This window comes from Salmonella sp. SSDFZ69 (assembly GCF_004010755.1).
Lineage (GTDB): Bacteria > Pseudomonadota > Gammaproteobacteria > Enterobacterales > Enterobacteriaceae > Salmonella > Salmonella enterica.
The window spans coordinates 2,678,805-2,702,015 of sequence record NZ_CP034831.1 but is presented as its reverse complement, the minus strand read 5'-3'; the positions used below and the strand labels follow the sequence as shown (position 1 = coordinate 2,702,015).

The following is a 23,211-nucleotide window of genomic DNA, read 5'->3' as shown; positions in this document are numbered from 1 at the left end:
TTATGAAAAAATTGTCAGGCGTTTTCCTTCTGCTGTTGGTTGTGCTGGGTATTGCCACGGGCGTGGGGATGTGGAAAGTTCGCCATCTGGCGAACAGCACGTTACTTATTAAAAACGAGACTATCTTTACGCTCAAGGCGGGAACGGGTCGGCTGGCGCTTGGTGACCAGCTTTATGATGAAAAAATCATTAATCGTCCCCGGGTATTTCAGTGGCTGCTGCGCGTGGAGCCTGAGTTATCGCACTTTAAAGCAGGAACTTACCGTTTTACGCCGGGGATGACCGTACGGGAGATGCTTGAGTTGCTGGAGAGCGGCAAAGAAGCGCAATTCCCGTTGCGGTTTGTGGAAGGGATGCGCCTTAGCGATTACCTGAAACAGCTACGAGAGGCGCCGTATATTCGCCATACATTGCCGGATGATGACTATGCCACTGTCGCTCAGGCATTAAAGCTTGCGCACCCGGAATGGGTAGAAGGGTGGTTCTGGCCTGATACCTGGATGTATACCGCCAACACCAGCGATGTCGCTATTCTCAAGCGAGCGCATCAAAAGATGGTGAAAGCTGTCGATACTGTCTGGAAAGGTCGGGCCGAGGGGCTGCCTTATAAAGATCAGAACCAACTGGTGACAATGGCCTCGATTATTGAAAAAGAGACGGCTGTCGCCAGCGAACGCGATCAGGTGGCCTCAGTCTTTATTAATCGCCTGAGAATCGGTATGCGCCTTCAGACCGATCCCACCGTGATTTACGGGATGGGGACGAGTTATAATGGTAACTTGTCGCGTGCGGATCTGGAAAAGCCGACGGCTTATAACACGTATACCATAACCGGGCTGCCGCCAGGACCGATTGCATCGCCCAGCGAAGCGTCATTGCAGGCGGCGGCGCATCCGGCGAAAACGCCGTATCTCTATTTTGTGGCCGACGGTAAAGGCGGTCACACATTTAACACCAATCTTGCCAGCCATAATCGGTCAGTGCAGGAGTACCTGAAAGTGCTTAAGGAAAAAAATGGGCAGTAATTATATCGTCATCGAGGGCCTGGAAGGCGCCGGAAAAACCACTGCGCGCGACGTGGTGGTGGAGACCCTTGAGCAACTGGGTATTCGTAATATGATTTTTACCCGTGAGCCGGGCGGTACGCAGCTTGCCGAAAAACTAAGAAGTCTGGTGCTGGATATCCGATCGGTAGGCGACGAAGTGATTACCGATAAAGCGGAAGTGCTGATGTTTTATGCCGCTCGCGTACAGCTCGTCGAAACGGTAATCAAACCCGCGCTGGCGCAAGGCATATGGGTGATCGGCGATCGCCACGATCTCTCGACCCAGGCGTATCAGGGGGGAGGGCGCGGCATTGATCAAACCATGCTGGCGACACTACGCGATGCCGTGCTGGGCGATTTTCGCCCTGACCTGACGCTGTATCTGGATGTCACGCCGGAAGTCGGGCTAAAACGCGCCAGAGCGCGCGGCGATTTGGATCGCATTGAGCAGGAATCTTTTGATTTCTTTAACCGGACTCGCGCGCGCTATCTGGAACTGGCGGCGCAAGACTCGCGTATCCGCACCATTGACGCGACCCAGCCGCTGGATGCCGTCATGCGCGACATTCGCGCCACGGTGACGAAGTGGGTGCAGGAGCAAGCGGCATGAAATGGTATCCATGGTTACGGCCCGCCTATGAAAAACTGGTAGAAAGTTACCAGGCGGGACGTGGGCACCATGCGCTACTGATTCAGGCCTTACCTGGCATGGGCGACGAGGCGCTGTGCTATGCGCTGAGCCGTTATCTGTTATGCCAGCAGCCTGAGGGCCACAAAAGCTGTGGGCATTGCCGTGGCTGTCAGCTTATGCAGGCTGGCACGCATCCGGACTATTACACGCTGACGCCGGATAAAGGCAAAAGCAGCCTCGGCGTAGATGCGGTACGCGAGGTCAGCGAGAAATTGTACGAGCACTCCCGTCTGGGCGGCGCGAAGGTGGTGTGGATTGCGGATGCGGCGCTATTAACCGACGCCGCCGCCAATGCGTTGCTCAAAACGCTGGAAGAGCCGCCGGAGCAAACCTGGTTTTTCCTTGCCAGCCCGGAGCCTGCTCGTCTGTTGGCGACATTACGCAGCCGCTGCCGGCTGCATCATCTGGCGCCGCCGTCCGAATCGTATGCGATGTCATGGCTGTCGCGAGAAGTGACGGCGTCACAAGAAGCATTGCTCACGGCGCTACGCCTGAACGCGGGGTCGCCCGGCGCCGCGCTGGCGCTGTTGCAGTCTGAACGTTGGGCGCAGCGTGAGGCGCTGTGTCAGGCGTTGATGGACAGTTTACATACGGGCGACTGGTATGCGGTATTAACGGCGCTCAATCATGAGCAAGCCCCGGCGCGCCTGCATTGGCTGGCGACGCTGCTGGTAGACGCGCTGAAACGTCAGCACGGCGCGTCGTACCTGACAAACGTTGATGCGGACGCGGTTGTTGCCGCGCTGGCGGGGCCGCTATCCCCGGCGCGTATTCAGGCAATCCTGAACGATGTTTGCCATTGTCGTGATCAATTACTTCATGTGACCGGATTAAACCGCGAACTGGTATTAACCGATCTCATTCTCCGCATCGAGCATTACCTGCAACCAGGCACCTTGTTGCCTGTTCCTCATCTTTGAGAGAGACATTATGTTTTTAGTCGACTCACACTGCCATCTTGATGGTCTGGATTATCAATCTTTGCATAAGGACGTGGACGATGTGCTGGCGAAAGCCGCCGCGCGCGATGTGAAGTTCTGTTTAGCGGTGGCGACGACGCTGCCGGGGTATCGCCATATGCGCGAGCTGGTGGGCAAGCGCGATAATGTGGTCTTTTCCTGCGGCGTGCATCCGTTAAATCAGGATGAAGCATATGACGTAGAAGAACTGCGCCTCCTTGCTGCAGAAGACGATGTGGTGGCGATGGGCGAGACCGGGCTTGATTACTTTTACACGCCTGAGACCAAAATCCGCCAGCAGGCGTCTTTTATTCATCATATCCAGATTGGCCGCGAATTGCATAAACCGGTGATTGTCCATACTCGCGACGCGCGTGCCGATACGCTGGCTATCCTGCGCGAAGAAAAAGTGACGGATTGCGGCGGCGTACTACACTGTTTTACAGAAGACAGAGAAACGGCCGGCAAATTGCTGGATCTGGGGTTTTATATCTCTTTTTCCGGCATCGTAACGTTCCGTAACGCTGAACAGTTGCGTGATGCGGCGCGCTATGTGCCGCTGGATCGGTTGTTAGTCGAGACCGATTCTCCTTATCTGGCGCCGGTGCCGCATCGCGGTAAAGAGAACCAGCCTGCGATGGTACGCGACGTCGCAGAATATATGGCGGTATTGAAAGGGGTTGCCGTTGAAGAACTGGCGCAGATCACCACCGATAACTTTGCTCGCCTGTTCCATATTGACGCGTCTCGCCTGTCATCAATCCGTTAAACGAGTTTTTTTAAAGCTCGTAATTAATAAGCAAAGCGCGTAAAGTTCACCGCCACAAAAGGGGCGGTGAGCGAGCTTATGGAAACATTCGGAAACTCATTTTGGCAGAATGTGATACTTTTTAGGCTATCTGGCGCTGAAACGTGATAGCCGTCAAACAAAATCAGACGTATTTATTTTACTCTGTGTAATAAATAAAAGGGCACTTAGATGTCCTGTCCACGGCGGGGTTCTCCCCCCTCGCCAATGCGTGAGAACGTAGAAAAGCACAAATACTCAGGAGCACTCTCAATTATGTTTAAGAATGCATTTGCTAACCTGCAAAAGGTCGGTAAATCGCTGATGCTGCCGGTATCCGTACTCCCTATCGCAGGTATCCTGCTGGGTGTCGGTTCCGCTAACTTCAGCTGGCTGCCAGCCGTTGTATCGCACGTTATGGCAGAAGCGGGCGGATCTGTTTTTGCCAATATGCCGCTGATTTTCGCTATCGGCGTGGCGTTGGGCTTTACCAACAACGACGGCGTTTCGGCTCTGGCGGCGGTAGTAGCGTATGGCATCATGGTGAAAACCATGGCTGTGGTTGCGCCGCTGGTTCTGCATTTACCTGCTGAAGAGATCGCCGCTAAACACCTTGCTGATACGGGTGTTCTCGGGGGGATTATCTCCGGTGCGATCGCTGCGTATATGTTTAACCGCTTCTACCGTATCAAACTGCCTGAGTATCTGGGCTTCTTTGCGGGCAAACGCTTCGTGCCGATCATTTCGGGTCTGGCCGCTATTTTTACCGGTGTGGTGCTGTCTTTCGTATGGCCGCCAATCGGTACGGCTATCCAGGCGTTCTCGCAGTGGGCGGCTTATCAGAACCCGGTTGTCGCGTTTGGTATTTACGGTTTTATCGAGCGTTGCCTGGTGCCGTTTGGTCTGCATCATATCTGGAACGTTCCTTTCCAGATGCAGATCGGCGAATACACCAACGCAGCGGGTCAGGTATTCCACGGCGACATTCCGCGCTATATGGCGGGCGACCCGACGGCAGGTATGTTGTCTGGCGGCTTCCTGTTCAAAATGTACGGTCTGCCGGCTGCGGCCATTGCTATCTGGCACTCTGCTAAACCGGAAAACCGCGCAAAAGTGGGCGGTATCATGATTTCCGCCGCGCTGACCTCGTTTTTGACGGGTATTACCGAGCCTATCGAGTTCTCCTTCATGTTCGTGGCGCCGATCCTGTACATCATTCACGCGATTCTGGCAGGTCTGGCATTCCCGATCTGTATCCTGCTGGGGATGCGTGACGGTACGTCGTTCTCCCACGGTCTGATCGACTTTATCGTGCTGTCCGGTAACAGCAGCAAATTGTGGCTGTTCCCGATTGTTGGCGCCGGTTATGCGATTGTGTACTACACCGTGTTCCGCGTGCTGATCAAAGCGCTGGATCTGAAAACGCCGGGTCGTGAAGACACTACTGATGACGCAAAAGCGGGCGCGACCAGCGAAATGGCGCCGGCTTTGGTTGCGGCGTTTGGCGGTAAAGAGAACATTACTAACCTGGATGCCTGTATCACGCGTCTGCGCGTGAGCGTAGCCGATGTAGCGAAAGTGGATCAGGCTGGCCTGAAGAAACTGGGTGCGGCAGGCGTTGTCGTCGCGGGTTCCGGCGTTCAGGCTATTTTCGGTACGAAATCCGATAACCTGAAAACGGAAATGGATGAGTACATCCGTAACAGCTAAGCAGTAATGATGTTGGGGAGAATTAAGGCAGCCATTCGGCTGCCTTTTTTAATGGCGCTTTACATGCCGCTCTCCGACAGTCTGTCAGAACTGATAATTGGCGGTGAGGCTGACGTTACGCGGCGCGCCGTAAACAATGGAACCATCAATATTGGTGTCGTAGGTTTTATCAAACAGGTTGTTGATGTTTCCCTGTACGGAAAAATTTTTCGTCACCTGATAGCGGGTAAACAGATCGACCAGCGCATAGCTGCCCTGTTCGGCGCGGAAAGTACCGTACGGCGTCGTGGTATCTTTGTAAACCCGATTCTGCCAGTTCACGCCGCCGCCGACCGTCAGCTCCCGTATCGCCGGCAGACGATAGCGGGTGAATAACTTCACGCTGGTGCGCGGAAGATTAGGGTTCACGGCGTTACCTTCATTGTCCTCGGCAACATACCGGGTAGCCCCGAAAGTCATCTGCCAGTTATCGGTAATTGCGCCGTTTACTTCAAATTCGACGCCTTTGCTCACCGTTCCGTCAGTAGACTTCCAGGCAAACTCCCCATTACTGCCAGGGATGGGAATAGTGGTTGCCTGAGCGACGTTATTCTGCTCAATGCGGAACACGGACAACGTGGTGGTGAGGCGGCTGTTCATCCAGTCGGACTTCAGACCCGCTTCATAGTTATTACCGGTAATCGGAGCCAGATATTGACCCGCTTTGTCGCGTTTATTCTGCGGCTGAAAGATAGAGGTATAACTGGCATAAGCGGACCAGTTGTCGTTGATATCATAAATCAGCCCGGCATACGGCGTGGTATGGTTTTTCTCCATGCTGTAGGTCAGTGTATCAACACGCCAGTTGGTATAACGAGCGCCAAGAATCAGATGCAGCGGGTCGGCCAGCGAAATGCGCGTAGCGGCATACAGCGATTTCATATGCGTGGTATCGTCCTGCGCCAGATTTTGTGGCGCCCAGTGGGTTTGGGGGAAATTACCGTTAAAGGCGCTGAAGTTGCCAATGTCGTCCGGAAAGACGTTCGCCCAGGCGCTAAAATAGCGGTTATTCTGTTTACTATAACTGCCGCCAAACATCATATTGTGCTGACGGCCAAACAGCTCATAAGCGCCATCGGCAAAGAGATCTATGGCATCTACTTTGCGCTTGCCGCTGTTCCAGCCCGTACCGCCGACCACGGGGTAGCTTGCGCCATAAGGACTCACCAGCGTACCTGTCTCTTTATCGACTAACGCATCGATATACATCATTTTACTGTCGAATTTGACCTCAGTATGGGTCGCATTCAGGGTCGCCTGCCAGCTTTCGGCAAAACGCTGTTTAAGCGTGACGAAGAATTTATTTATCTCTTTGTTGTTATAAGCCCAGTCCGGGGCGGTACTACGCGCGCGGTCATAGCTATTTTTGCTGCCATCGGTGTTCCAGCGCGGCAGACCGCCCCAGGTCGGGCTGTTGACATCAATTTTTTGATATTCATAACCGGCTGAAAGGCTGGTAGTTGCACCCAGATCGGCATCGATAATTCCGGAAAAGAACGCTTTCTCACTGTTATAGCGGTCCAGCCAGGAATCATTATTCTGATAACCCGCCACGATGCGCCCACGGACATTACCGTCTGCGGTGAGCGGACTTTGCAGATCCATGACGTAACGCTGCTTATTCCAGCTACCGTATTCTGTGGAGACGTTACCTTTGAACTCCCGACTGGTGGCGTGTTTACGGATCATATTAATTGAGGCAGAAGGATTGCCGGTTCCGGTCATCAGCCCATTCGCGCCGCGAACCACCTCCACGCGCTCATACAGCGCGGTATCCGTTAGCGCATCGCCCAGATTCCAGCGGGACTCAAAATACGTTGGAATACCGTCAACCATATAGTTGTCAATTTCAAACCCGCGCGAGTAATAGCTGATGCGATCGGAGTCAGCCTGGCTTCCGCTGATCCCCAGCGTATTGGTCATCACCTCGCCCAGGGTTTGCAACTGCTGGTCTTCCATACGCTGTTGGCTGACAATACTGACCGACTGCGGGATATCGCGCTGAGTCATCGGCATTTTGGTGCCCGCTGCGGGCGTTTTCACGCTGTAATCCTGTTCTTCACGGTTTACGGCGTCAGCGGTCGTCGCGCCTTCGACAATAACGGTATCCTCAGCCGCGAAGGCGGCAGGCATAAATGCCATCGCCATACCCATAGCTAACAGCGACGGTGCGGCGGTGGACGGAAGGTGTTTGTCCCGGCGGTATTGAATGAAAGACATCTGAAAATCCTTGCTTGTTATTGGGGTAAGTTCAGGACGTATGACGTTGAACCTTTTCATTCTTTGCTAGTTAATGCGCATAAAAATGCAAATGAGAAATATACGCATTTGTATTAAATGTGTAAAACGGTATAACCAGGGAAACTAGAAATATTTTTTAAGCGTACAAAGGCGTCATGGCAGGGGGATATGGCGGTAAGTCCAGCATGTAGTCATTTTTCGCTTAATAAATCGTGGGTTAAAGTTGAAAGAGCGTCGGTAACTCGCTCATACTCTATACTCGCAGTATGGCTCGGCGTAGCATGTGCGCTGCAAGGGCTATTATGAAAAAGGAAAACGTCGTGGCAGAAGAAACTATATTCAGCAAAATTATTCGTCGTGAAATCCCTTCGGATATCGTTTATCAGGATGAGCTGGTCACCGCCTTTCGTGATATTTCACCGCAGGCGCCGACGCATATCTTGATTATTCCCAATATCCTGATCCCAACCGTCAATGACGTGACGGCGGAACATGAACAGGCGTTAGGTCGGATGATCACCGTGGCGGCGAAAATCGCCGAACAGGAAGGCATTGCCGAAGATGGGTATCGTTTAATCATGAATACCAACCGTCATGGGGGCCAGGAGGTTTATCATATCCATATGCACCTACTGGGCGGCCGCCCGCTAGGCCCGATGCTGGCGCATAAAGGCTTGTAAGTATGATCAAAGGATGCATCGCGGTTTCTCTGGGCTTGCTGCTGCTTACCGGCTGCCGGTCACACCCTGAAATTCCGGTAAGCGACGCGCAGTCGCTGGTGATGGAGTCCACGGTTCTGGCGGCGGGCGTCACCGCAGAGCCGCCTGAACTGACGGCGTCTGATATCCAGCCATCAGCCTCTTCCCGCGTCTATAACGAAAGGCAAGAGCCCATAACCGTTCATTATCGGTTTTACTGGTATGACGCGCGGGGGCTGGAGATGCATCCGCTGGAGGCGCCGCGTAGCGTAACCATACCCGCGCGTTCGTCGGTAACGCTATTTGGCAGCGCCAATTATCTGGGGGCGCATAAGGTCAGGCTTTATCTTTATTTGTGAGGAGTGAATTTTGATGACAAAAATGCATCGCTACGCCGCCATCGCTGCGCTGGCGATATTTCTCTCCGGGTGTATGGCGCAACGTCAACCTGCGCCAGTTGAAGAGGTAAAACCAGCGCCAGAACAACCCGCGCAGCCGCCGCAGCCTCCTGTTGTGCCGTCTGTGCCAACGATTCCACAGCAACCGGGGCCGATCGAACATGAAGATCAAACGGGCCAGCCAGCGCCTAAGGTGCGCCACTATGACTGGAACGGCGCGATGCAACCGCTGGTCAGCAAAATGTTGCAGGCTGATGGCGTGACGGCCGGAAGCGTATTGCTTGTTGACAGCGTGAATAACCGGACGAATGGGTCGTTAAATGCGAACGAGGCAACGGAAACGTTACGTAATGCGCTGGCGAACAACGGTAAATTTACGCTGGTGTCCGTACAGCAACTCTCGATGGCAAAACAGCAGTTAGGATTGTCTCCGCAGGATAGTCTGGGAACGCGCAGTAAAGCTATTGGCATTGCGCGCAATGTCGGGGCGCAATATGTACTTTACTCCAGCGCATCCGGTAACGTTAACGCGCCTGCATTACAGATGCAGTTAATGCTGGTGCAAACTGGCGAGATAATCTGGTCAGGTAAAGGTGCGGTCCAACAACAATAATCCCTTAACGCGCGACGAGATCCTGTCGCGCTATTTTCCCCAGTATCGTCCCGCCGTCGCCACATCGCAGGGGCTAAGCGGCGGGAGCTGTATTATTGCCCACGATACTCACCGTGTCGTGCTGCGCCGTCATCACGACCCTGACGCTCCACCAGCCCATTTTTTACGTCATTACCGCGCCTTATCCCAATTGCCGGCCAGTCTGGCGCCGCGAGCGCTTTTTTATACTCCAGGCTGGATGGCGGTAGAATATCTGCATGGTGTGGTAAATTCCGCTCTGCCAGATGCCGACGAACTGGCGGCCTTACTGTATCATTTGCATCAACAGCCGCGTTTTGGCTGGCGTATCGCGCTATCGCCACTATTGGCGCAGTACTGGTCGTGTTGCGATCCGGCAAGGCGTACGCCGTTTTGGTTGCGGCGGCTCAAACAGTTGCAAAAAAACGGTGAACCTCGCCCGCTGCGGCTCGCGCCTTTGCATATGGATGTCCATGGCGACAATATAGTATTAACGTCCGCCGGGTTGAGACTGATTGACTGGGAGTATGCCGGCGACGGCGATATTGCGTTGGAGCTGGCGGCAGTATGGGTTGAGGATGAACGCCAGCACCGACAACTGGCAGACGCTTATGCCGCGCGCGCGCGAATCGACGCCCGGCAGCTATGGCGACAGATACGATTATGGCACCCCTGGGTCATTATGCTAAAAGCAGGGTGGTTCGAATACCGCTGGCGACAAACCGGCGAGCAACAATTTATCAGGCTGGCCGATGAAACCTGGCGCCAGCTACGTATGAAAGGATAAGGAGAGCAGTGTGGGCCCAGTAATGTTGAATGTCGAAGGATGTGAGCTGGATGCGGAGGAGCGCGAGATACTGGCGCATCCGCTGGTTGGCGGGCTTATTCTGTTCACGCGTAATTACCATGACCCGGAACAGCTGCGCGAATTAGTGCGCCAGATTCGGGCGGCATCGCGTAACCATCTGGTGGTGGCCGTCGATCAGGAGGGCGGGCGCGTACAGCGTTTCCGTGAAGGGTTTACCCGCCTGCCCGCGGCGCAATCTTTTTTTGCGCTGCATGGGCTGGAAGAGGGGGGACGACTGGCGCAGGAGGCAGGGTGGCTGATGGCCAGCGAAATGATCGCGATGGATATTGATATCAGTTTTGCGCCAGTGCTGGACGTCGGGCATATCAGCGCGGCAATTGGCGAGCGCTCCTATCATGCCGATCCCGCAAAAGCGTTGGCAATGGCAACGCGCTTTATTGACGGCATGCATGACGCCGGGATGAAAACGACCGGTAAGCATTTCCCCGGCCACGGCGCGGTCACGGCGGACTCCCACAAAGAGACGCCGTGCGATCCACGTCCTGAAACGGACATCCGTGGCAAAGATATGTCGGTGTTCCGCACGCTGATTAGCGAGAATAAACTGGATGCGATTATGCCTGCCCACGTGATCTACCGCGCTATCGATCCACGCCCGGCAAGCGGTTCGCCGTACTGGCTGAAAACGGTGCTGCGTCAGGAGTTAGGCTTTGACGGCGTCATTTTCTCCGACGATCTGTCTATGGAGGGCGCGGCGATTATGGGCAGCTATGCTGAGCGCGCTCAGGCGTCGCTGGATGCGGGTTGCGATATGATTCTGGTCTGCAATAATCGTAAAGGCGCAGTCAGCGTGCTGGATAATCTGTCGCCGATCAAAGCAGAACGTGTTACACGTTTGTATCATAAAGGTTCATTTTCACGCCGGGAGCTCATGGACTCAGCACGCTGGAAAACAGCCAGCGCCCAGCTCAACCAGTTACATGAACGCTGGCAGGAAGAAAAAGCAGGTCATTAACTCGAGTTTTCGTGAGGGTGCCAGATGATTATTTATTTACACGGTTTTGATTCAAATAGTCCGGGCAACCATGAAAAAGTGTTGCAATTACAGTTTATCGACCCGGATGTTCGGCTGGTAAGCTACAGTACGCAGCATCCTAAGCACGATATGCAGCATCTGCTGAAAGAAGTGGACAAAATGTTGCAGTTGAATGTGGACGAGCGCCCTTTAATCTGTGGCGTGGGGCTGGGCGGTTACTGGGCGGAGCGGATTGGCTTTTTGTGCGATATCCGTCAGGTGGTTTTTAACCCGAACCTGTTCCCCTATGAAAACATGGAGGGGAAAATCGATCGCCCGGAAGAATATGCGGACATCGCTACAAAGTGCGTGACCAACTTTCGTGAAAAAAATCGCGATCGTTGTCTGGTGATCCTCTCGCGTCATGACGAAGCGCTGGACAGCCAACGCTCAGCGCAAGCGCTTCACCCGTTTTATGAAATTGTGTGGGATGAGGAACAGACTCACAAATTCAAAAATATTTCGCCGCATTTGCAACGTATCAAAGCGTTTAAAACGCTGGGATAACGCCCCCGGCAATATGGCGTTATCAGTGACCGGATAACCAGCCTTGCGGCTGGTTTTTTTATGCTCAATTCTCGCAAACTGTCTATCTTTTCAGCATGAAAACTTGATGCACATCAATTTTGGTATGACCAATGCACCGTTCATGCTATTCTCATATCAGAAGCTTATTCTCATTAACGTAACTTGTTGTTAATTAAAGGCTATGCTAATAACTTTTAATTAACAATTGGTTAATAAATTTAAGGGGGTCACGTTGACTACACCATTAAAAAAGATCGTGATTGTCGGCGGCGGCGCTGGCGGGCTGGAAATGGCGACGCAGTTAGGCCATAAACTGGGGCGCAAGAAAAAAGCGAAAATCACGCTGGTAGACAGAAATCACAGCCATCTGTGGAAACCATTGCTGCACGAAGTAGCGACTGGCTCTCTGGACGAAGGCGTGGATGCGCTGAGCTATCTGGCTCATGCGCGTAATCATGGTTTCCAGTTCCAGCTGGGGTCGGTGATGGATATCGATCGCGAAGCGAAAACCATCACCATTGCCGAGTTGCGTGATGAAAAGGGCGAACTGCTGGTGCCGGAGCGCAAAATCGCGTATGACACGCTGGTGATGGCGCTGGGCAGCACCTCTAATGATTTCAACACGCCGGGCGTGAAAGAGCACTGTATCTTCCTCGATAACCCGCATCAGGCGCGCCGTTTTCACCAGGAGATGCTGAACCTGTTCCTCAAGTATTCGGCTAATCTGGGCGCGAACGGTAAGGTCAATATCGCCATCGTTGGTGGCGGTGCGACGGGGGTTGAGCTGTCGGCTGAACTGCATAATGCGGTAAAACAGCTGCATAGCTATGGTTACAAGGGGCTGACCAACGACGCGCTGAACGTGACGTTGGTTGAGGCTGGCGAGCGTATTCTGCCTGCGTTGCCGCCGCGTATCTCCAGCGCCGCGCATAATGAACTGACCAAACTGGGCGTTCGCGTGCTGACGCAAACTATGGTCACCAGCGCCGACGAAGGCGGTCTGCATACGAAAGAAGGTGAATATATTCAGGCCGATCTGATGGTGTGGGCGGCGGGTATCAAAGCGCCAGATTTTATGAAAGAGATTGGTGGTCTGGAAACGAACCGCATTAACCAACTGGTGGTGGAACCGACGCTGCAAACCACGCGCGATCCTGATATTTATGCGATTGGCGACTGCGCTTCCTGCGCACGTCCGGAGGGAGGTTTTGTGCCGCCTCGCGCTCAGGCGGCGCATCAGATGGCTACCTGCGCGATGAATAACATTCTGGCGCAGATGAATGGCAAACCGCTGAAAGCTTACCAGTATAAAGATCATGGATCGCTGGTCTCTCTGTCCAACTTCTCTACCGTGGGTAGTCTGATGGGGAACCTGACCCGCGGTTCAATGATGATTGAAGGACGTATCGCCCGCTTCGTGTATATCTCGCTATACCGTATGCACCAGATAGCGCTGCATGGATACTTTAAAACCGGCCTGATGATGCTGGTGGGCAGTATTAACCGCGTCATTCGTCCGCGCCTGAAACTGCATTAATTTCTCTGCGCCTCACCGGCTGCTCGCGCCGGTGAGCGCTTCTCCATCTCTTGCTTCGGAGTTGTCCGAATCCTTCAGCTTTACCGCCTCATCCCGCATTTTTCATCCTCATTCCGATTGGCTTTGTTCGCATACTGGTTGCAAAATTGTTACCAATAGCAACGAAGGAGGAACTCCCGTGAATAAATCAATGTTGGCGGGTATAGGGATTGGCGTAGCGGCTGCGCTGGGTGTGGCGGCAGTGGCCAGTCTCAACGTATTTGATCGTGGTCCGCAATATGCGCAGGTGATATCGGCTAAACCGATTAAAGAGACGGTAAAAACGCCGCGTCAGGAGTGCCGTAATGTTACGGTCACGCATCGCAGACCGGTTCAGGACGAAAACCGTATTGCCGGCTCGGTGCTTGGCGCAGTAGCAGGCGGCGTGATTGGACATCAATTTGGCGGCGGTCGTGGTAAAGATGTGGCGACGGTCGTCGGGGCGCTGGGCGGCGGTTATGCTGGCAATCAAATCCAGGGATCAATGCAGGAAAGTGATACCTACACTACCACGCAGCAACGCTGTAAGACGGTGTATGACAAATCTGAAAAGATGCTTGGCTACGACGTGACCTACAAAATTGGCGATCAGCAGGGCAAAATCCGCATGGATAAAGACCCCGGAACGCAAATTCCCCTCGACGGCAATGGCCAACTGGTTCTGAATAACAAAGCATAAAAAAGCTGTACTCTGCAAGTTAGCCCCTCATTCGCTCAGGCTGAGGGGCTTTTTTTATCCGAAGCCGCGTCGTTCAGGACTTGAGCAGTTCAGGCCAGATGCGCAGAGTCGTACGCGTAATTTGCATCAGTTGTTCGAAGGTGGCACCTTCACGGGCGCTGATCGACATTCCCTGTAAAATACAGTTTATATATTCTGCGAGCGCCTGCGGGTTACAGTGCGCCGGAATTTCACCGCGCTCCTGACGTTGGCGCAGAAACTGGATGAGCGTCTGTTCCTGCATGGCGTGGCGTGATTTTACCGTGCGGGCGATATCGCGCGAGGAGGCGGCCAGGGTGGCGGACGTATTAATCATAAAGCAGCCAGCCGGCGTGTCTGTACTGGTAAAGCAGGCGGCAATTTCTGTGAAGTAATCTTCCAGCGCCGATTCCACGCTTTTCTCTTCACAAAAGAGCTGGGCTTCGTGCTTTGAGGCAAAGCGAGTGATGTAGCGATCCAGGACAGCGCGAAATAATCCTTCTTTGTTAGTGAATTCCGCATAGAGAGTAGGCGCTTTCGCCCCGGTAGCCTCTACGAGATCGGCAAGCGAAGTTGCTTCATAGCCGTGCTGCCAGAAGAGAGTCATGGCCTTATCAAGCGCGGCTTCCCTGTCGAACACTTTTGGTCGGCCACGGCTTTTCTTCGCGCAACTCGTGGTATCCGTTGTCATGATGCCGTTGTACCTGTTTAAAGAGCGGTCTCTCTATTATAAAAACAAACCACTTCTGGCTCCAGAGTATTCATTAGAAAAATAAATCAATTCTATTCACATGAAAAATAACATCTTTATAAATTATATAACGATCATTATAAAAAGAAGTTGACGTGTGATGTAGATCACATCTATGATTAACTTATCGATCGTTAAGTTAATGCTTACGACACCCATTCATCTGCTAAAGGTCATCACTATGAAAAACGTAAAAACCCTCATCGCTGCTGCCGTACTGAGTTCGCTCTCATTCGCCAGCTTCGCCGCCGTTGAAGTTCAGGCAACGCCAGAAGGTCAACAGAAGTTCGGCACCATTTCCGCGAATGGCGGCACGAATCTGGGCTCGCTGGAAGATCAGCTGGCGCAAAAAGCGCAGGAGATGGGGGCGAAGTCTTTCCGTATTACCTCTGTTACCGGCCCGAATACCCTCCACGGTACGGCGGTAATCTATAAGTAAGCATTAACCCTCATTAATGCCGCTGCGATTGCCACAATAAAAAGAAAAAGCCTCGCGATGCATCGCGAGGCTTTTTTGTCGGTCAGCTATTCACGCTTACAGCGACTGCGGTTTCGCCTCTGCTTGACGGGTTACATCCACCGGCATTCCGGAACGCACTTCCATAACATGTTCCATCACCGCAGCATCGGTCTGCGGCGCGTCCTTAAAGGCCTGCATCGGGCCATTCAGCACAATCGGCAACACCTGCGGATCGTCGCCTATATTTTTAGACAGCGGCTGATGAACTTCCACCAGTCGCACGCCGCCTGGCTCCACCGAGGCTTTAATCGGCGTATTGATAATATTCACTTTGGTTCCCGGCGTGACCTGACGGAACAATGTCTCTATATCACCGTCGCGCAGACGGATACAGCCGGAACTGACGCGCATACCAATGCCAAAATCGGCATTCGTGCCATGTAACAGATAGACGCCGCCGTAGGCCGCTAAACGAATCGCGTGATGCCCCATTGGGTTATCGGGACCGGCAGGCACCACGGCGGGGAGATCGATGCCTTGCGCTTTATAACGGGCGCGAATATTGGCGGTCGGCGTCCAGGTTGGATTGGCGCGTTTATCCGAAATGGTCGTCACCATCGTTGGCGTCAGGGTATCGCCGCCCAGTTGGCCAATCCCGATAGGGTAGACCGTGACCGTATTTTTCCCCGGTTGATAATAGTAAAGCCGTAATTCCGCGAGGTTAATGACGATACCTTCACGTGGCGCGTCCGGTAGCAGCGTTTGCAGCGGAATCGTTAGCACGCTGCCTGCGCGTGGCACGTAAGGATCAATGCCGGGGTTGGCCTGTAACAGGGCTAAAAAGCCCACGTTATATTTTTTGGCGATCGCCTCCAGCGAGCCGCCGTCGTCTTCAACGACATGGAATTTATTTTCTCCCACCAGTCGACTGCCGGGGGGCGGAAGAGGCCACGTATTCGCCTGCGCGGGAAGGGCAAGCATGATGGTCGCGGTAAGCGCAAGCAACGCCCACCAGCGAGAGAGTCGCGTATTGTTGAACATTATAATAAACCCATGATTATTATGTGGTTATTTTTATAAAAGAGGAAATAAGAATTATGGCGGCTGGCTGTGTCTGGAACTGCAGGGAAGTGCAAAGAATTTGTAAAGATTAGGCCGGACGCAGAGTAATGACGCCCGGCCTGACGCTTATGCAATAGCGTTTTCTTCCAGTTGCTGCATAAACTGGCGTACCCAGTCTATACGCGTTTTACGTTCGCTTAAATCCTGAATAAACTTGAGGCGCGTCGGACCATCCAGACGGAAATGCTGCGGCTGTTTTTGCAGCAACCCGATAAGCCAGGCGGGGTCAACGTGGTTTTTCTCGGCGAACTCAATCGTTCCGCCTTTCTCGTTACCCTCCAGTTTTCGGATGCCGAGCTTTTGCGCCTGTTGGCGCAGGCGGGCGATATCCAGCAGATTACGCGCCGGATCGGGCAGCAGGCCGAAGCGGTCGATCAATTCCACTTTGATCTCTTCCAGCTCGTTTTCGTTCTTCGCGCTGGCAATGCGTTTATAGAATGACAGCCGGGTATTAACATCCGGAATAAAATCATCCGGCAGTAACGACGGCATTCGCAGCTCGACTTCCGTTTGCTGACTGGTGAGATCTTCCAGCGAGGGTTCGCGGCCTGCTTTCAGCGCATCGACGGCGTTTTCCAGCAATTCCATGTAGAGTGAGAAGCCGATGGTTTCCATTGAGCCGCTTTGCTCTTCGCCAAGCAGTTCGCCCGCGCCGCGGATCTCCAGATCGTGAGTCGCCAGCGCAAACCCGGCGCCTAAATCCTCCAGCGACGCAATCGCCTCCAGCCGTTTTTGCGCATCGGTGGTCATGGCCTTAGGATGTGGCGTCAACAGCCAGGCGTAGGCCTGGTGGTGCGAGCGCCCAACGCGGCCACGCAGCTGGTGCAACTGCGCGAGGCCGAAATGATCCGCGCGTTCAATGATGATCGTGTTAGCGGTGGGAATGTCGATCCCCGTTTCGATAATGGTAGTACACACCAGCACGTTAAAACGTTGATGGTGGAAATCATTCATGACCCGTTCCAGCTCACGTTCGCGCATCTGCCCGTGGCCTATAGCGATTCGCGCTTCCGGCACCAGTTCCGCCAGCCGCTCTGCGGCTTTCTGAATATTTTCGACGTCATTGTACAAATAGTAAACCTGACCGCCGCGCAGGATTTCACGCAGAATCGCTTCCCTTACCACCAGGCTATCATACTCACGGACAAAGGTTTTTACCGCCAGACGACGGGCAGGGGGGGTGGCGATAATGGAGAGATCGCGCATACCGCTCATCGCCATATTCAGCGTCCGCGGGATCGGCGTCGCCGTGAGCGTCAGAATATCGACATCGGCGCGCATCGCCTTAATTCGCTCTTTGTGGCGCACGCCGAAACGGTGCTCTTCATCGACAATCAGCAGGCCGAGGTCGCGCAGCTTCACATCGCTTTGTAGCAGTTTATGCGTACCGATCAGAATATCGATCTTACCCTCGGCGGCTTCCGCCAGGATTTGCGTCTGCTCTTTGGCGCTGCGAAAGCGGGACAGCATCTCAATGCGTACCGGCCAGTTGGCGAAACGGTCGCGGAAGTTGTCATAGTGTTGCTGCGCCAGCAGCGTAGTCGGCACCAGTACCGCTACTTGTTTATGGTTTTCCACTGCCAGGAACGCGGCGCGCATCGCCACTTCGGTTTTGCCGAAGCCGACGTCGCCGCACACCAGCCTGTCCATCGCCAGCGGTTGGCACATATCGCTCAATACGGCGTTAATCGCCTGTGCCTGATCGGGCGTCGTTTCAAACGGGAAGCTGTCGCAGAATAACTGATACTGCTCACGATCATGCTTAAAGGCAAAACCCTCTTTTGCCGCCCGTTGCGCATAAATATCCAACAGTTCCGCTGCGACATCGCGCACTTTTTCCGCCGCTTTCTGCCGGGCGCGCGACCAGGCGTCGCCGCCCAGTTTATGCAGCGGCGCACTTTCTTCCGCGCCGCCGGCATAGCGGCTAATCAGATGCAATGAGGAGACCGGCACATACAGTTTGGCGTCATTGGCGTAGGTGAGCATCAGATACTCACCCTTGATGCCGCCAGCCTCCAGAGTGGTCATGCCGGCATAGCGTCCAACGCCGTGCTCCAGATGCACTACCGGTTGACCGACGTGGAGCTCCGCCAGGTTACGAATCAACGTATCCGGGTTGATCGTACGACGGGAATCCAGGCGGCGACGCGCCACCCGCTCACCCAAGAGATCGCTTTCACAAATCAGCGCCAGATTGCGTTGGGTGTCGATAAAGCCATGTTCTGCGGCGCCAATCATCAGATAGCGTCCCGCATCCTGCGCCTCGTCCAGGCGTAATATTCGCTTCGGCGCGATTTTTATGCGAGCCAGGAGCTCTCCCAGCGCTTCGCGGCGTCCTTCGCTTTCCACCGAAAAAATCACCGGACCGCTGAAAGATTCGAGGAACTTACGCAGCGCGTCCAGCGGCGCTTTCTGCTGTGCCTGGATAGCCAAATCCGGTAATTTCTGGAAACCGAGATTGGTATTGGCGGCTTTTTCCGGCAGATGGTCGGTTTTAAGCTGGAGGCGAGGCCAGCGTTTAAGCTCGGAAAAGAGCTCATCTACCCGTAGCCAGAGGGCTTCCGGCGGCAAAAGCGGGCGCATAGGATCGACGCCGCGATTTTCAAAACGCGCCAGCGTATCGGCCTGAAAGCGTTCGGCGCTGGTTTCCAGCGAGCCAGTATTCACCACCAGAGTATTGGCGGGGAAATAGCTAAATAATGGCGGTAACGGTTCGCTGAAAAAGAGCGGCTGCCAGTATTCGATCCCGGCGGGCAGGGTGCCTTTGCTGACCTGCTGATAGATGTGCTCGGCGTCGCGTTTTACCTCAAAGGTATCGCGCCACTGGCTACGGAAAAGCTCAATAGCGGCTTTGTCGGTAGGAAATTCGTGCGCGGGCAACAAATTGATGGCCTCGACCTCCTCCAGCGTACGTTGGGTATCCGCGTCAAACAGACGCAGGCTGTCGATTTCATCATCAAAAAAGTCGAGGCGATAAGGCTGTTCGCTGCCCATCGGAAAGAGATCCAACAGCGCGCCGCGCGTCGCGTATTCGCCATGCTCCATCACCTGATCGACATGCCGATAACCGGCGCTGTCAAGCTGCGCGCGCAGAGCGTCGCGGGACAGCCGCTGGCCTTTTTTCATCACCAGCGCATGACCATGCAGATAGCTATGCGGACAAACGCGCTGCATCAGGGTGTTTACCGGTACAATCAAGACGCCGCGCTGCATTGACGGCAACTGGTAGAGCGTGGACAGGCGCGAAGAGATAATTTCCTGATGCGGGGAGAAGCTGTCATACGGTAGCGTTTCCCAGTCCGCCAGGTTCATCACCATCTGATCGGTAAACTGGCGGATTTCATCATGCAATCGCAGAGCATTTTGCATGTCAGGCGCTATGAGTACCACCGGACCGGCATGGCGTTCGGCTATCTCCGCCACCAGCGTAGCGCAGGCGGCACCGGTAAGTTCGCCCAACTGGCGCTGATCGCCCGCTTTTGTCGGCAGCGTGTAACGTTGTTTTTCAGGCATAACGGTTGTCAGTATCTCTTTTTGTTTTACGCCGCACTCTACGCGTCACCCTTCAGGCTGCTTCATGGTTGGCTGCACGCCAGGACAGCATGAAGGACTCAGGTATTCAGGGGCATATGACTGATAAGCAATGTTCTTTATTATCCGCGATCGTTGTTTATTAGCAAATTGAATCCGCCGCATAACACGCCGAACAGGTAAAGTATGAACATGTAAGTGACTTGATTTGTCGGCCTTTTTCAGAATAGCGCTGACGAACTCTTACGGTTCAGACATTTACGCATTCCGCTTTCGCTTATATACTCGGGACTTTGCTAACAGCAACCAGACGGATTACATGTATCAACCTGTCGCTCTATTCATCGGCCTGCGTTACATGCGCGGGCGTGCAGCAGATCGCTTCGGTCGCTTCGTTTCCTGGCTTTCCACTATCGGCATTACCCTGGGGGTGATGGCGCTGGTCACGGTATTGTCGGTGATGAACGGTTTTGAGCGCGAACTGCAAAATAACATTCTTGGTTTGATGCCTCAGGCCATCCTCTCTGCTGAACATGGCTCTCTTAACCCGAATCAGATGCCGGAAAAAGCGGTGAATCTGCAAGGCGTTAACCGTATTGCGCCGCTGACGACGGGCGATGTCGTACTGCAAAGCGCGCGTAGCGTTGCGGTTGGCGTGATGTTGGGTATCGATCCGGCGCAAAAAGATCCGTTAACGCCGTATCTGGTCAATGTGAAGCAAAGCGAATTACAGCCGGGTAAGTATAATGTCATCCTCGGCGAGCAGCTCGCCGGACAGTTAGGGGTCAACCGCGGCGATCAGATTCGGCTAATGGTGCCATCTGCCAGCCAGTTTACGCCAATGGGACGTCTGCCCAGCCAGCGTCTGTTTACGGTGATTGGCACATTTGCCGCCAATAGCGAGGTCGATGGCTATGAAATGCTGGTCAATATTCAGGACGCGTCGCGTTTAATGCGCTATCCGGCAGGCAATATTACCGGCTGGCGTCTATGGCTGGATGAACCGCTGCAAGTCGATACCCTCAGCCAACAGACGCTGCCGCAAGGCACTAAGTGGCAGGACTGGCGCGAACGCAAAGGCGAGTTGTTCCAGGCTGTGCGCATGGAAAAGAACATGATGGGATTGTTGCTGAGCCTCATCGTGGCGGTCGCGGCTTTTAACATTATTACTTCGTTGGGTCTGATGGTCATGGAGAAGCAGGGCGAAGTGGCGATTTTACAAACTCAAGGGCTGACGCCGCGACAAATTATGATGGTCTTTATGGTGCAGGGCGCCAGCGCCGGGATTATCGGCGCGCTGTTGGGCGCCGCGCTGGGCGCATTGCTTGCCAGCCAACTGAATAACCTGATGCCGATCATCGGCGCGTTTCTGGATGGCGCTGCGTTGCCCGTGGCGATAGAGCCGTTACAGGTGATCGTTATCGCTCTGGTGGCAATGGCCATTGCGCTGCTTTCTACGCTTTATCCTTCCTGGCGCGCTGCCGCCACTCAACCCGCTGAGGCTTTACGTTATGAATAAGATCCTGTTGCAATGCGACAACCTGTGCAAACGCTATCAGGAAGGCACCGTACAAACCGACGTGTTGCACGATGTCAGCTTCAGTATCGGCGAAGGCGAAATGATGGCGATCGTCGGCAGTTCCGGTTCGGGTAAAAGTACGTTGCTGCATCTGTTAGGCGGGCTGGATACGCCTACCTCTGGCGATGTGATTTTTAGCGGCCAGCCGATGAGCAAACTCTCTTCTGCGGCAAAAGCGGAATTACGTAACCAGAAACTGGGGTTTATCTATCAGTTTCATCATCTCCTGCCGGATTTTACGGCGCTGGAAAACGTGGCGATGCCATTATTGATTGGCAAAAAGAAACCGGCGGAGATTGATGCTCGGGCGCGAGAAATGCTGCACGCCGTAGGGCTGGAGCATCGCGCAACCCATCGACCTTCGGAACTTTCCGGCGGTGAGCGCCAACGTGTCGCGATAGCGCGCGCGTTGGTGAATAATCCGCGTCTGGTACTGGCGGATGAGCCGACCGGTAATCTGGATGCGCGTAATGCCGACAGTATTTTTGAGCTTCTGGGCGAGTTAAATCGTCTGCAGGGAACCGCGTTTCTGGTGGTGACTCACGATTTGCAACTGGCGAAACGTATGAGCCGCCAGCTTGAGATGCGCGATGGCCGCCTGACGGCGGAACTGAGCCTGATGGGGGCGGAGTAATGGCGTCGCCTTTATCATTGTTAATTGGCTTGCGTTTCAGCCGTGGACGGCGGCGCGGCGGTATGGTTTCGCTCATTTCCGTCATTTCTACCATCGGTATCGCGCTGGGCGTGGCGGTATTGATTGTCGGTTTAAGCGCGATGAACGGTTTCGAACGCGAGTTGAATAACCGTATTCTGGCGGTGGTTCCGCACGGGGAGATTGAAGCGGTCAATCAGCCGTGGACCAACTGGCGTGAAGCGCTGGCAAAAGTGCAGAAGGTGCCGGGCATTGCCGCCGCCGCGCCGTATATCAATTTTACCGGCCTGGTAGAGAGCGGGGCGAATTTGCGCGCCATTCAGGTTAAAGGCGTCGACCCTAAGCAAGAGCAGCAGCTTAGCGCGTTACCGTCATTTGTGCAAAATCACGCCTGGGATCATTTCAAAGCGGGCGAACAGCAGATCATTATCGGCAAAGGCGTCGCCGATGCTCTGAACGTGAAACAGGGCGACTGGGTGTCCATCATGATCCCCAATGCGAATGCCGACCATAAGTTGCTCCAGCCCAAACGCGTGCGTTTGCATGTCATCGGGATTCTGCAACTGAGCGGCCAGCTCGATCACAGCTTCGCCATGATCCCGCTTGAGGATGCGCAGCAGTATCTGGATATGGGGTCCAGCGTTTCCGGTATCGCGCTTAAAGTCCATGACGTGTTTAATGCGAACAAACTGGTGCGTGATGCGGGTGAAGTGACTAACAGCTATGTCTACATTAAGAGCTGGATCGGCACCTATGGCTATATGTATCGCGATATCCAGATGATTCGCGCCATTATGTATCTGGCGATGATTCTGGTGATCGGCGTGGCCTGTTTTAATATCGTTTCCACCTTAGTGATGGCGGTAAAAGACAAAAGCGGCGACATTGCGGTATTAAGAACGCTGGGGGCGAAAGATGGTTTGATTCGTGCCATTTTCGTCTGGTACGGACTACTGGCGGGCTTGCTGGGCAGCTTGATTGGCGTGGCGATCGGCGTTGTCGTTTCGCTTCAGCTTACCGCCATTATTAATGGGATTGAAAAGGCGATCGGGCATCAGTTTTTGTCCGGCGATATCTATTTTATCGACTTCCTGCCATCCGAATTACATTGGCTGGACGTTGTTTACGTACTGGTCACGGCGTTGTTGTTAAGCTTACTGGCGAGCTGGTATCCGGCGCGGCGAGCGAGCAACATTGACCCTGCGCGAGTATTGAGCGGCCAGTAATCGCGG

General features: G+C 53.9%; 21 protein-coding genes. 17 read left to right on the top strand and 4 right to left on the bottom strand.

Going from position 1 to position 23,211, the window contains the following annotated elements; translation table 11 throughout:
- Positions 1-2 precede the first annotated feature (2 nt).
- From yceG to ptsG, 5 genes are all read left to right on the top strand, one after another.
- Positions 3-1,025, top strand: a complete 1,023-nt coding sequence (yceG, locus tag EOS98_RS13555; RefSeq protein WP_031605438.1) for a cell division protein YceG — start codon at positions 3-5, stop codon at positions 1,023-1,025.
- A complete protein-coding gene (tmk, locus tag EOS98_RS13550) occupies positions 1,015-1,656 on the top strand; it encodes a dTMP kinase (protein ID WP_000535396.1) in 642 nt (213 codons plus the stop codon). Before yceG ends, tmk begins: the two co-directional genes overlap by 11 nt.
- Positions 1,653-2,657 carry a DNA polymerase III subunit delta' gene (holB, locus tag EOS98_RS13545; protein WP_000872453.1) on the top strand — a complete coding sequence of 335 codons (1,005 nt, stop codon included), beginning with the start codon at positions 1,653-1,655 and terminating at the stop codon, positions 2,655-2,657. The genes tmk and holB overlap by 4 nt, the downstream gene beginning before the upstream one ends.
- A gap of 10 nt (positions 2,658-2,667) precedes the next feature.
- A complete protein-coding gene (locus EOS98_RS13540) occupies positions 2,668-3,465 on the top strand; it encodes a metal-dependent hydrolase (RefSeq protein ID WP_000480268.1) in 798 nt (265 codons plus the stop codon).
- A gap of 294 nt (positions 3,466-3,759) precedes the next feature.
- The gene (gene ptsG / locus EOS98_RS13535) at positions 3,760-5,193 is read left to right on the top strand and encodes a PTS glucose transporter subunit IIBC (protein WP_000475705.1); all 1,434 of its coding nucleotides are present in this window, start codon (positions 3,760-3,762) and stop codon (positions 5,191-5,193) included.
- A gap of 84 nt (positions 5,194-5,277) precedes the next feature.
- On the opposite strand, the gene fhuE is transcribed toward ptsG, so the two are convergent.
- Positions 5,278-7,452 (bottom strand): ferric-rhodotorulic acid/ferric-coprogen receptor FhuE, encoded by a 2,175-nt coding sequence (fhuE, locus tag EOS98_RS13530; RefSeq protein ID WP_126524138.1) that lies wholly within the window; start codon positions 7,450-7,452, stop codon positions 5,278-5,280.
- A gap of 341 nt (positions 7,453-7,793) precedes the next feature.
- On the opposite strand from fhuE, the gene hinT reads away from it, so the two are divergent.
- The 8 genes from hinT to EOS98_RS13490 all read left to right on the top strand — a co-directional run bounded on the left by hinT (position 7,794) and on the right by EOS98_RS13490 (position 13,866).
- On the top strand, positions 7,794-8,153 hold the full coding sequence (gene hinT / locus EOS98_RS13525; protein WP_001532068.1) for a purine nucleoside phosphoramidase: 360 nt from the start codon (positions 7,794-7,796) through the stop codon (positions 8,151-8,153).
- 2 nt (positions 8,154-8,155) lie between these two features.
- Positions 8,156-8,530, top strand: a complete 375-nt coding sequence (locus tag EOS98_RS13520; protein WP_000589563.1) for a YcfL family protein — start codon at positions 8,156-8,158, stop codon at positions 8,528-8,530.
- A 13-nt stretch (positions 8,531-8,543) separates the two neighbouring features.
- Positions 8,544-9,182 carry a penicillin-binding protein activator LpoB gene (lpoB, locus tag EOS98_RS13515; RefSeq protein ID WP_000164359.1) on the top strand — a complete coding sequence of 213 codons (639 nt, stop codon included), beginning with the start codon at positions 8,544-8,546 and terminating at the stop codon, positions 9,180-9,182.
- Positions 9,163-9,987, top strand: a complete 825-nt coding sequence (thiK, locus tag EOS98_RS13510; protein ID WP_001257342.1) for a thiamine kinase — start codon at positions 9,163-9,165, stop codon at positions 9,985-9,987. The genes lpoB and thiK overlap by 20 nt, the downstream gene beginning before the upstream one ends.
- 10 nt (positions 9,988-9,997) lie before the next feature.
- The gene (gene nagZ, locus EOS98_RS13505; RefSeq protein ID WP_000529340.1) at positions 9,998-11,023 is read left to right on the top strand and encodes a beta-N-acetylhexosaminidase; all 1,026 of its coding nucleotides are present in this window, start codon (positions 9,998-10,000) and stop codon (positions 11,021-11,023) included.
- Positions 11,024-11,047: 24 nt separating this feature from the next.
- On the top strand, positions 11,048-11,590 hold the full coding sequence (gene ycfP / locus EOS98_RS13500; protein WP_023206899.1) for an alpha/beta hydrolase YcfP: 543 nt from the start codon (positions 11,048-11,050) through the stop codon (positions 11,588-11,590).
- Positions 11,591-11,843: 253 nt separating this feature from the next.
- Positions 11,844-13,148, top strand: coding sequence for an NADH-quinone dehydrogenase (ndh, locus tag EOS98_RS13495; protein ID WP_000211053.1), 1,305 nt, complete (start codon positions 11,844-11,846; stop codon positions 13,146-13,148).
- 178 nt (positions 13,149-13,326) lie between these two features.
- Positions 13,327-13,866 carry a glycine zipper 2TM domain-containing protein gene (locus tag EOS98_RS13490; RefSeq protein ID WP_001043449.1) on the top strand — a complete coding sequence of 180 codons (540 nt, stop codon included), beginning with the start codon at positions 13,327-13,329 and terminating at the stop codon, positions 13,864-13,866.
- Positions 13,867-13,939: 73 nt separating this feature from the next.
- Here the strand turns inward: EOS98_RS13490 and comR are convergent, their stop codons facing one another.
- On the bottom strand, positions 13,940-14,575 hold the full coding sequence (comR, locus tag EOS98_RS13485; RefSeq protein WP_000205986.1) for a TetR family copper-responsive transcriptional repressor ComR: 636 nt from the start codon (positions 14,573-14,575) through the stop codon (positions 13,940-13,942).
- Between the two features lie 241 nt (positions 14,576-14,816).
- Here comR and bhsA point away from each other — a divergent pair, with 241 nt between their 5' ends.
- On the top strand, positions 14,817-15,074 hold the full coding sequence (bhsA, locus tag EOS98_RS13480) for a multiple stress resistance protein BhsA (protein ID WP_000800159.1): 258 nt from the start codon (positions 14,817-14,819) through the stop codon (positions 15,072-15,074).
- A 96-nt stretch (positions 15,075-15,170) separates the two neighbouring features.
- On the opposite strand, the gene ldtC is transcribed toward bhsA, so the two are convergent.
- The gene (gene ldtC / locus EOS98_RS13475; protein ID WP_000482967.1) at positions 15,171-16,136 is read right to left on the bottom strand and encodes a L,D-transpeptidase LdtC; all 966 of its coding nucleotides are present in this window, start codon (positions 16,134-16,136) and stop codon (positions 15,171-15,173) included.
- 147 nt (positions 16,137-16,283) lie between these two features.
- Positions 16,284-19,730: a transcription-repair coupling factor gene (gene mfd / locus EOS98_RS13470; protein WP_001114323.1), complete on the bottom strand. Its 3,447-nt coding sequence runs from the start codon at positions 19,728-19,730 to the stop codon at positions 16,284-16,286.
- 337 nt (positions 19,731-20,067) lie between these two features.
- Here mfd and lolC point away from each other — a divergent pair, with 337 nt between their 5' ends.
- Genes lolC through lolE form a run of 3 tightly spaced genes read left to right on the top strand, consistent with a single transcriptional unit; the run spans position 20,068 to position 23,205 of the window.
- Positions 20,068-21,267 carry a lipoprotein-releasing ABC transporter permease subunit LolC gene (gene lolC / locus EOS98_RS13465; protein ID WP_001518787.1) on the top strand — a complete coding sequence of 400 codons (1,200 nt, stop codon included), beginning with the start codon at positions 20,068-20,070 and terminating at the stop codon, positions 21,265-21,267.
- Entirely contained in the window at positions 21,260-21,961 is a 702-nt protein-coding gene (gene lolD / locus EOS98_RS13460; RefSeq protein WP_001033714.1) for a lipoprotein-releasing ABC transporter ATP-binding protein LolD, read from the top strand. Before lolC ends, lolD begins: the two co-directional genes overlap by 8 nt.
- Positions 21,961-23,205, top strand: a complete 1,245-nt coding sequence (gene lolE / locus EOS98_RS13455) for a lipoprotein-releasing ABC transporter permease subunit LolE (protein ID WP_000168091.1) — start codon at positions 21,961-21,963, stop codon at positions 23,203-23,205. The genes lolD and lolE overlap by 1 nt, the downstream gene beginning before the upstream one ends.
- The last annotated feature ends 6 nt before the right edge of the window (positions 23,206-23,211 follow it).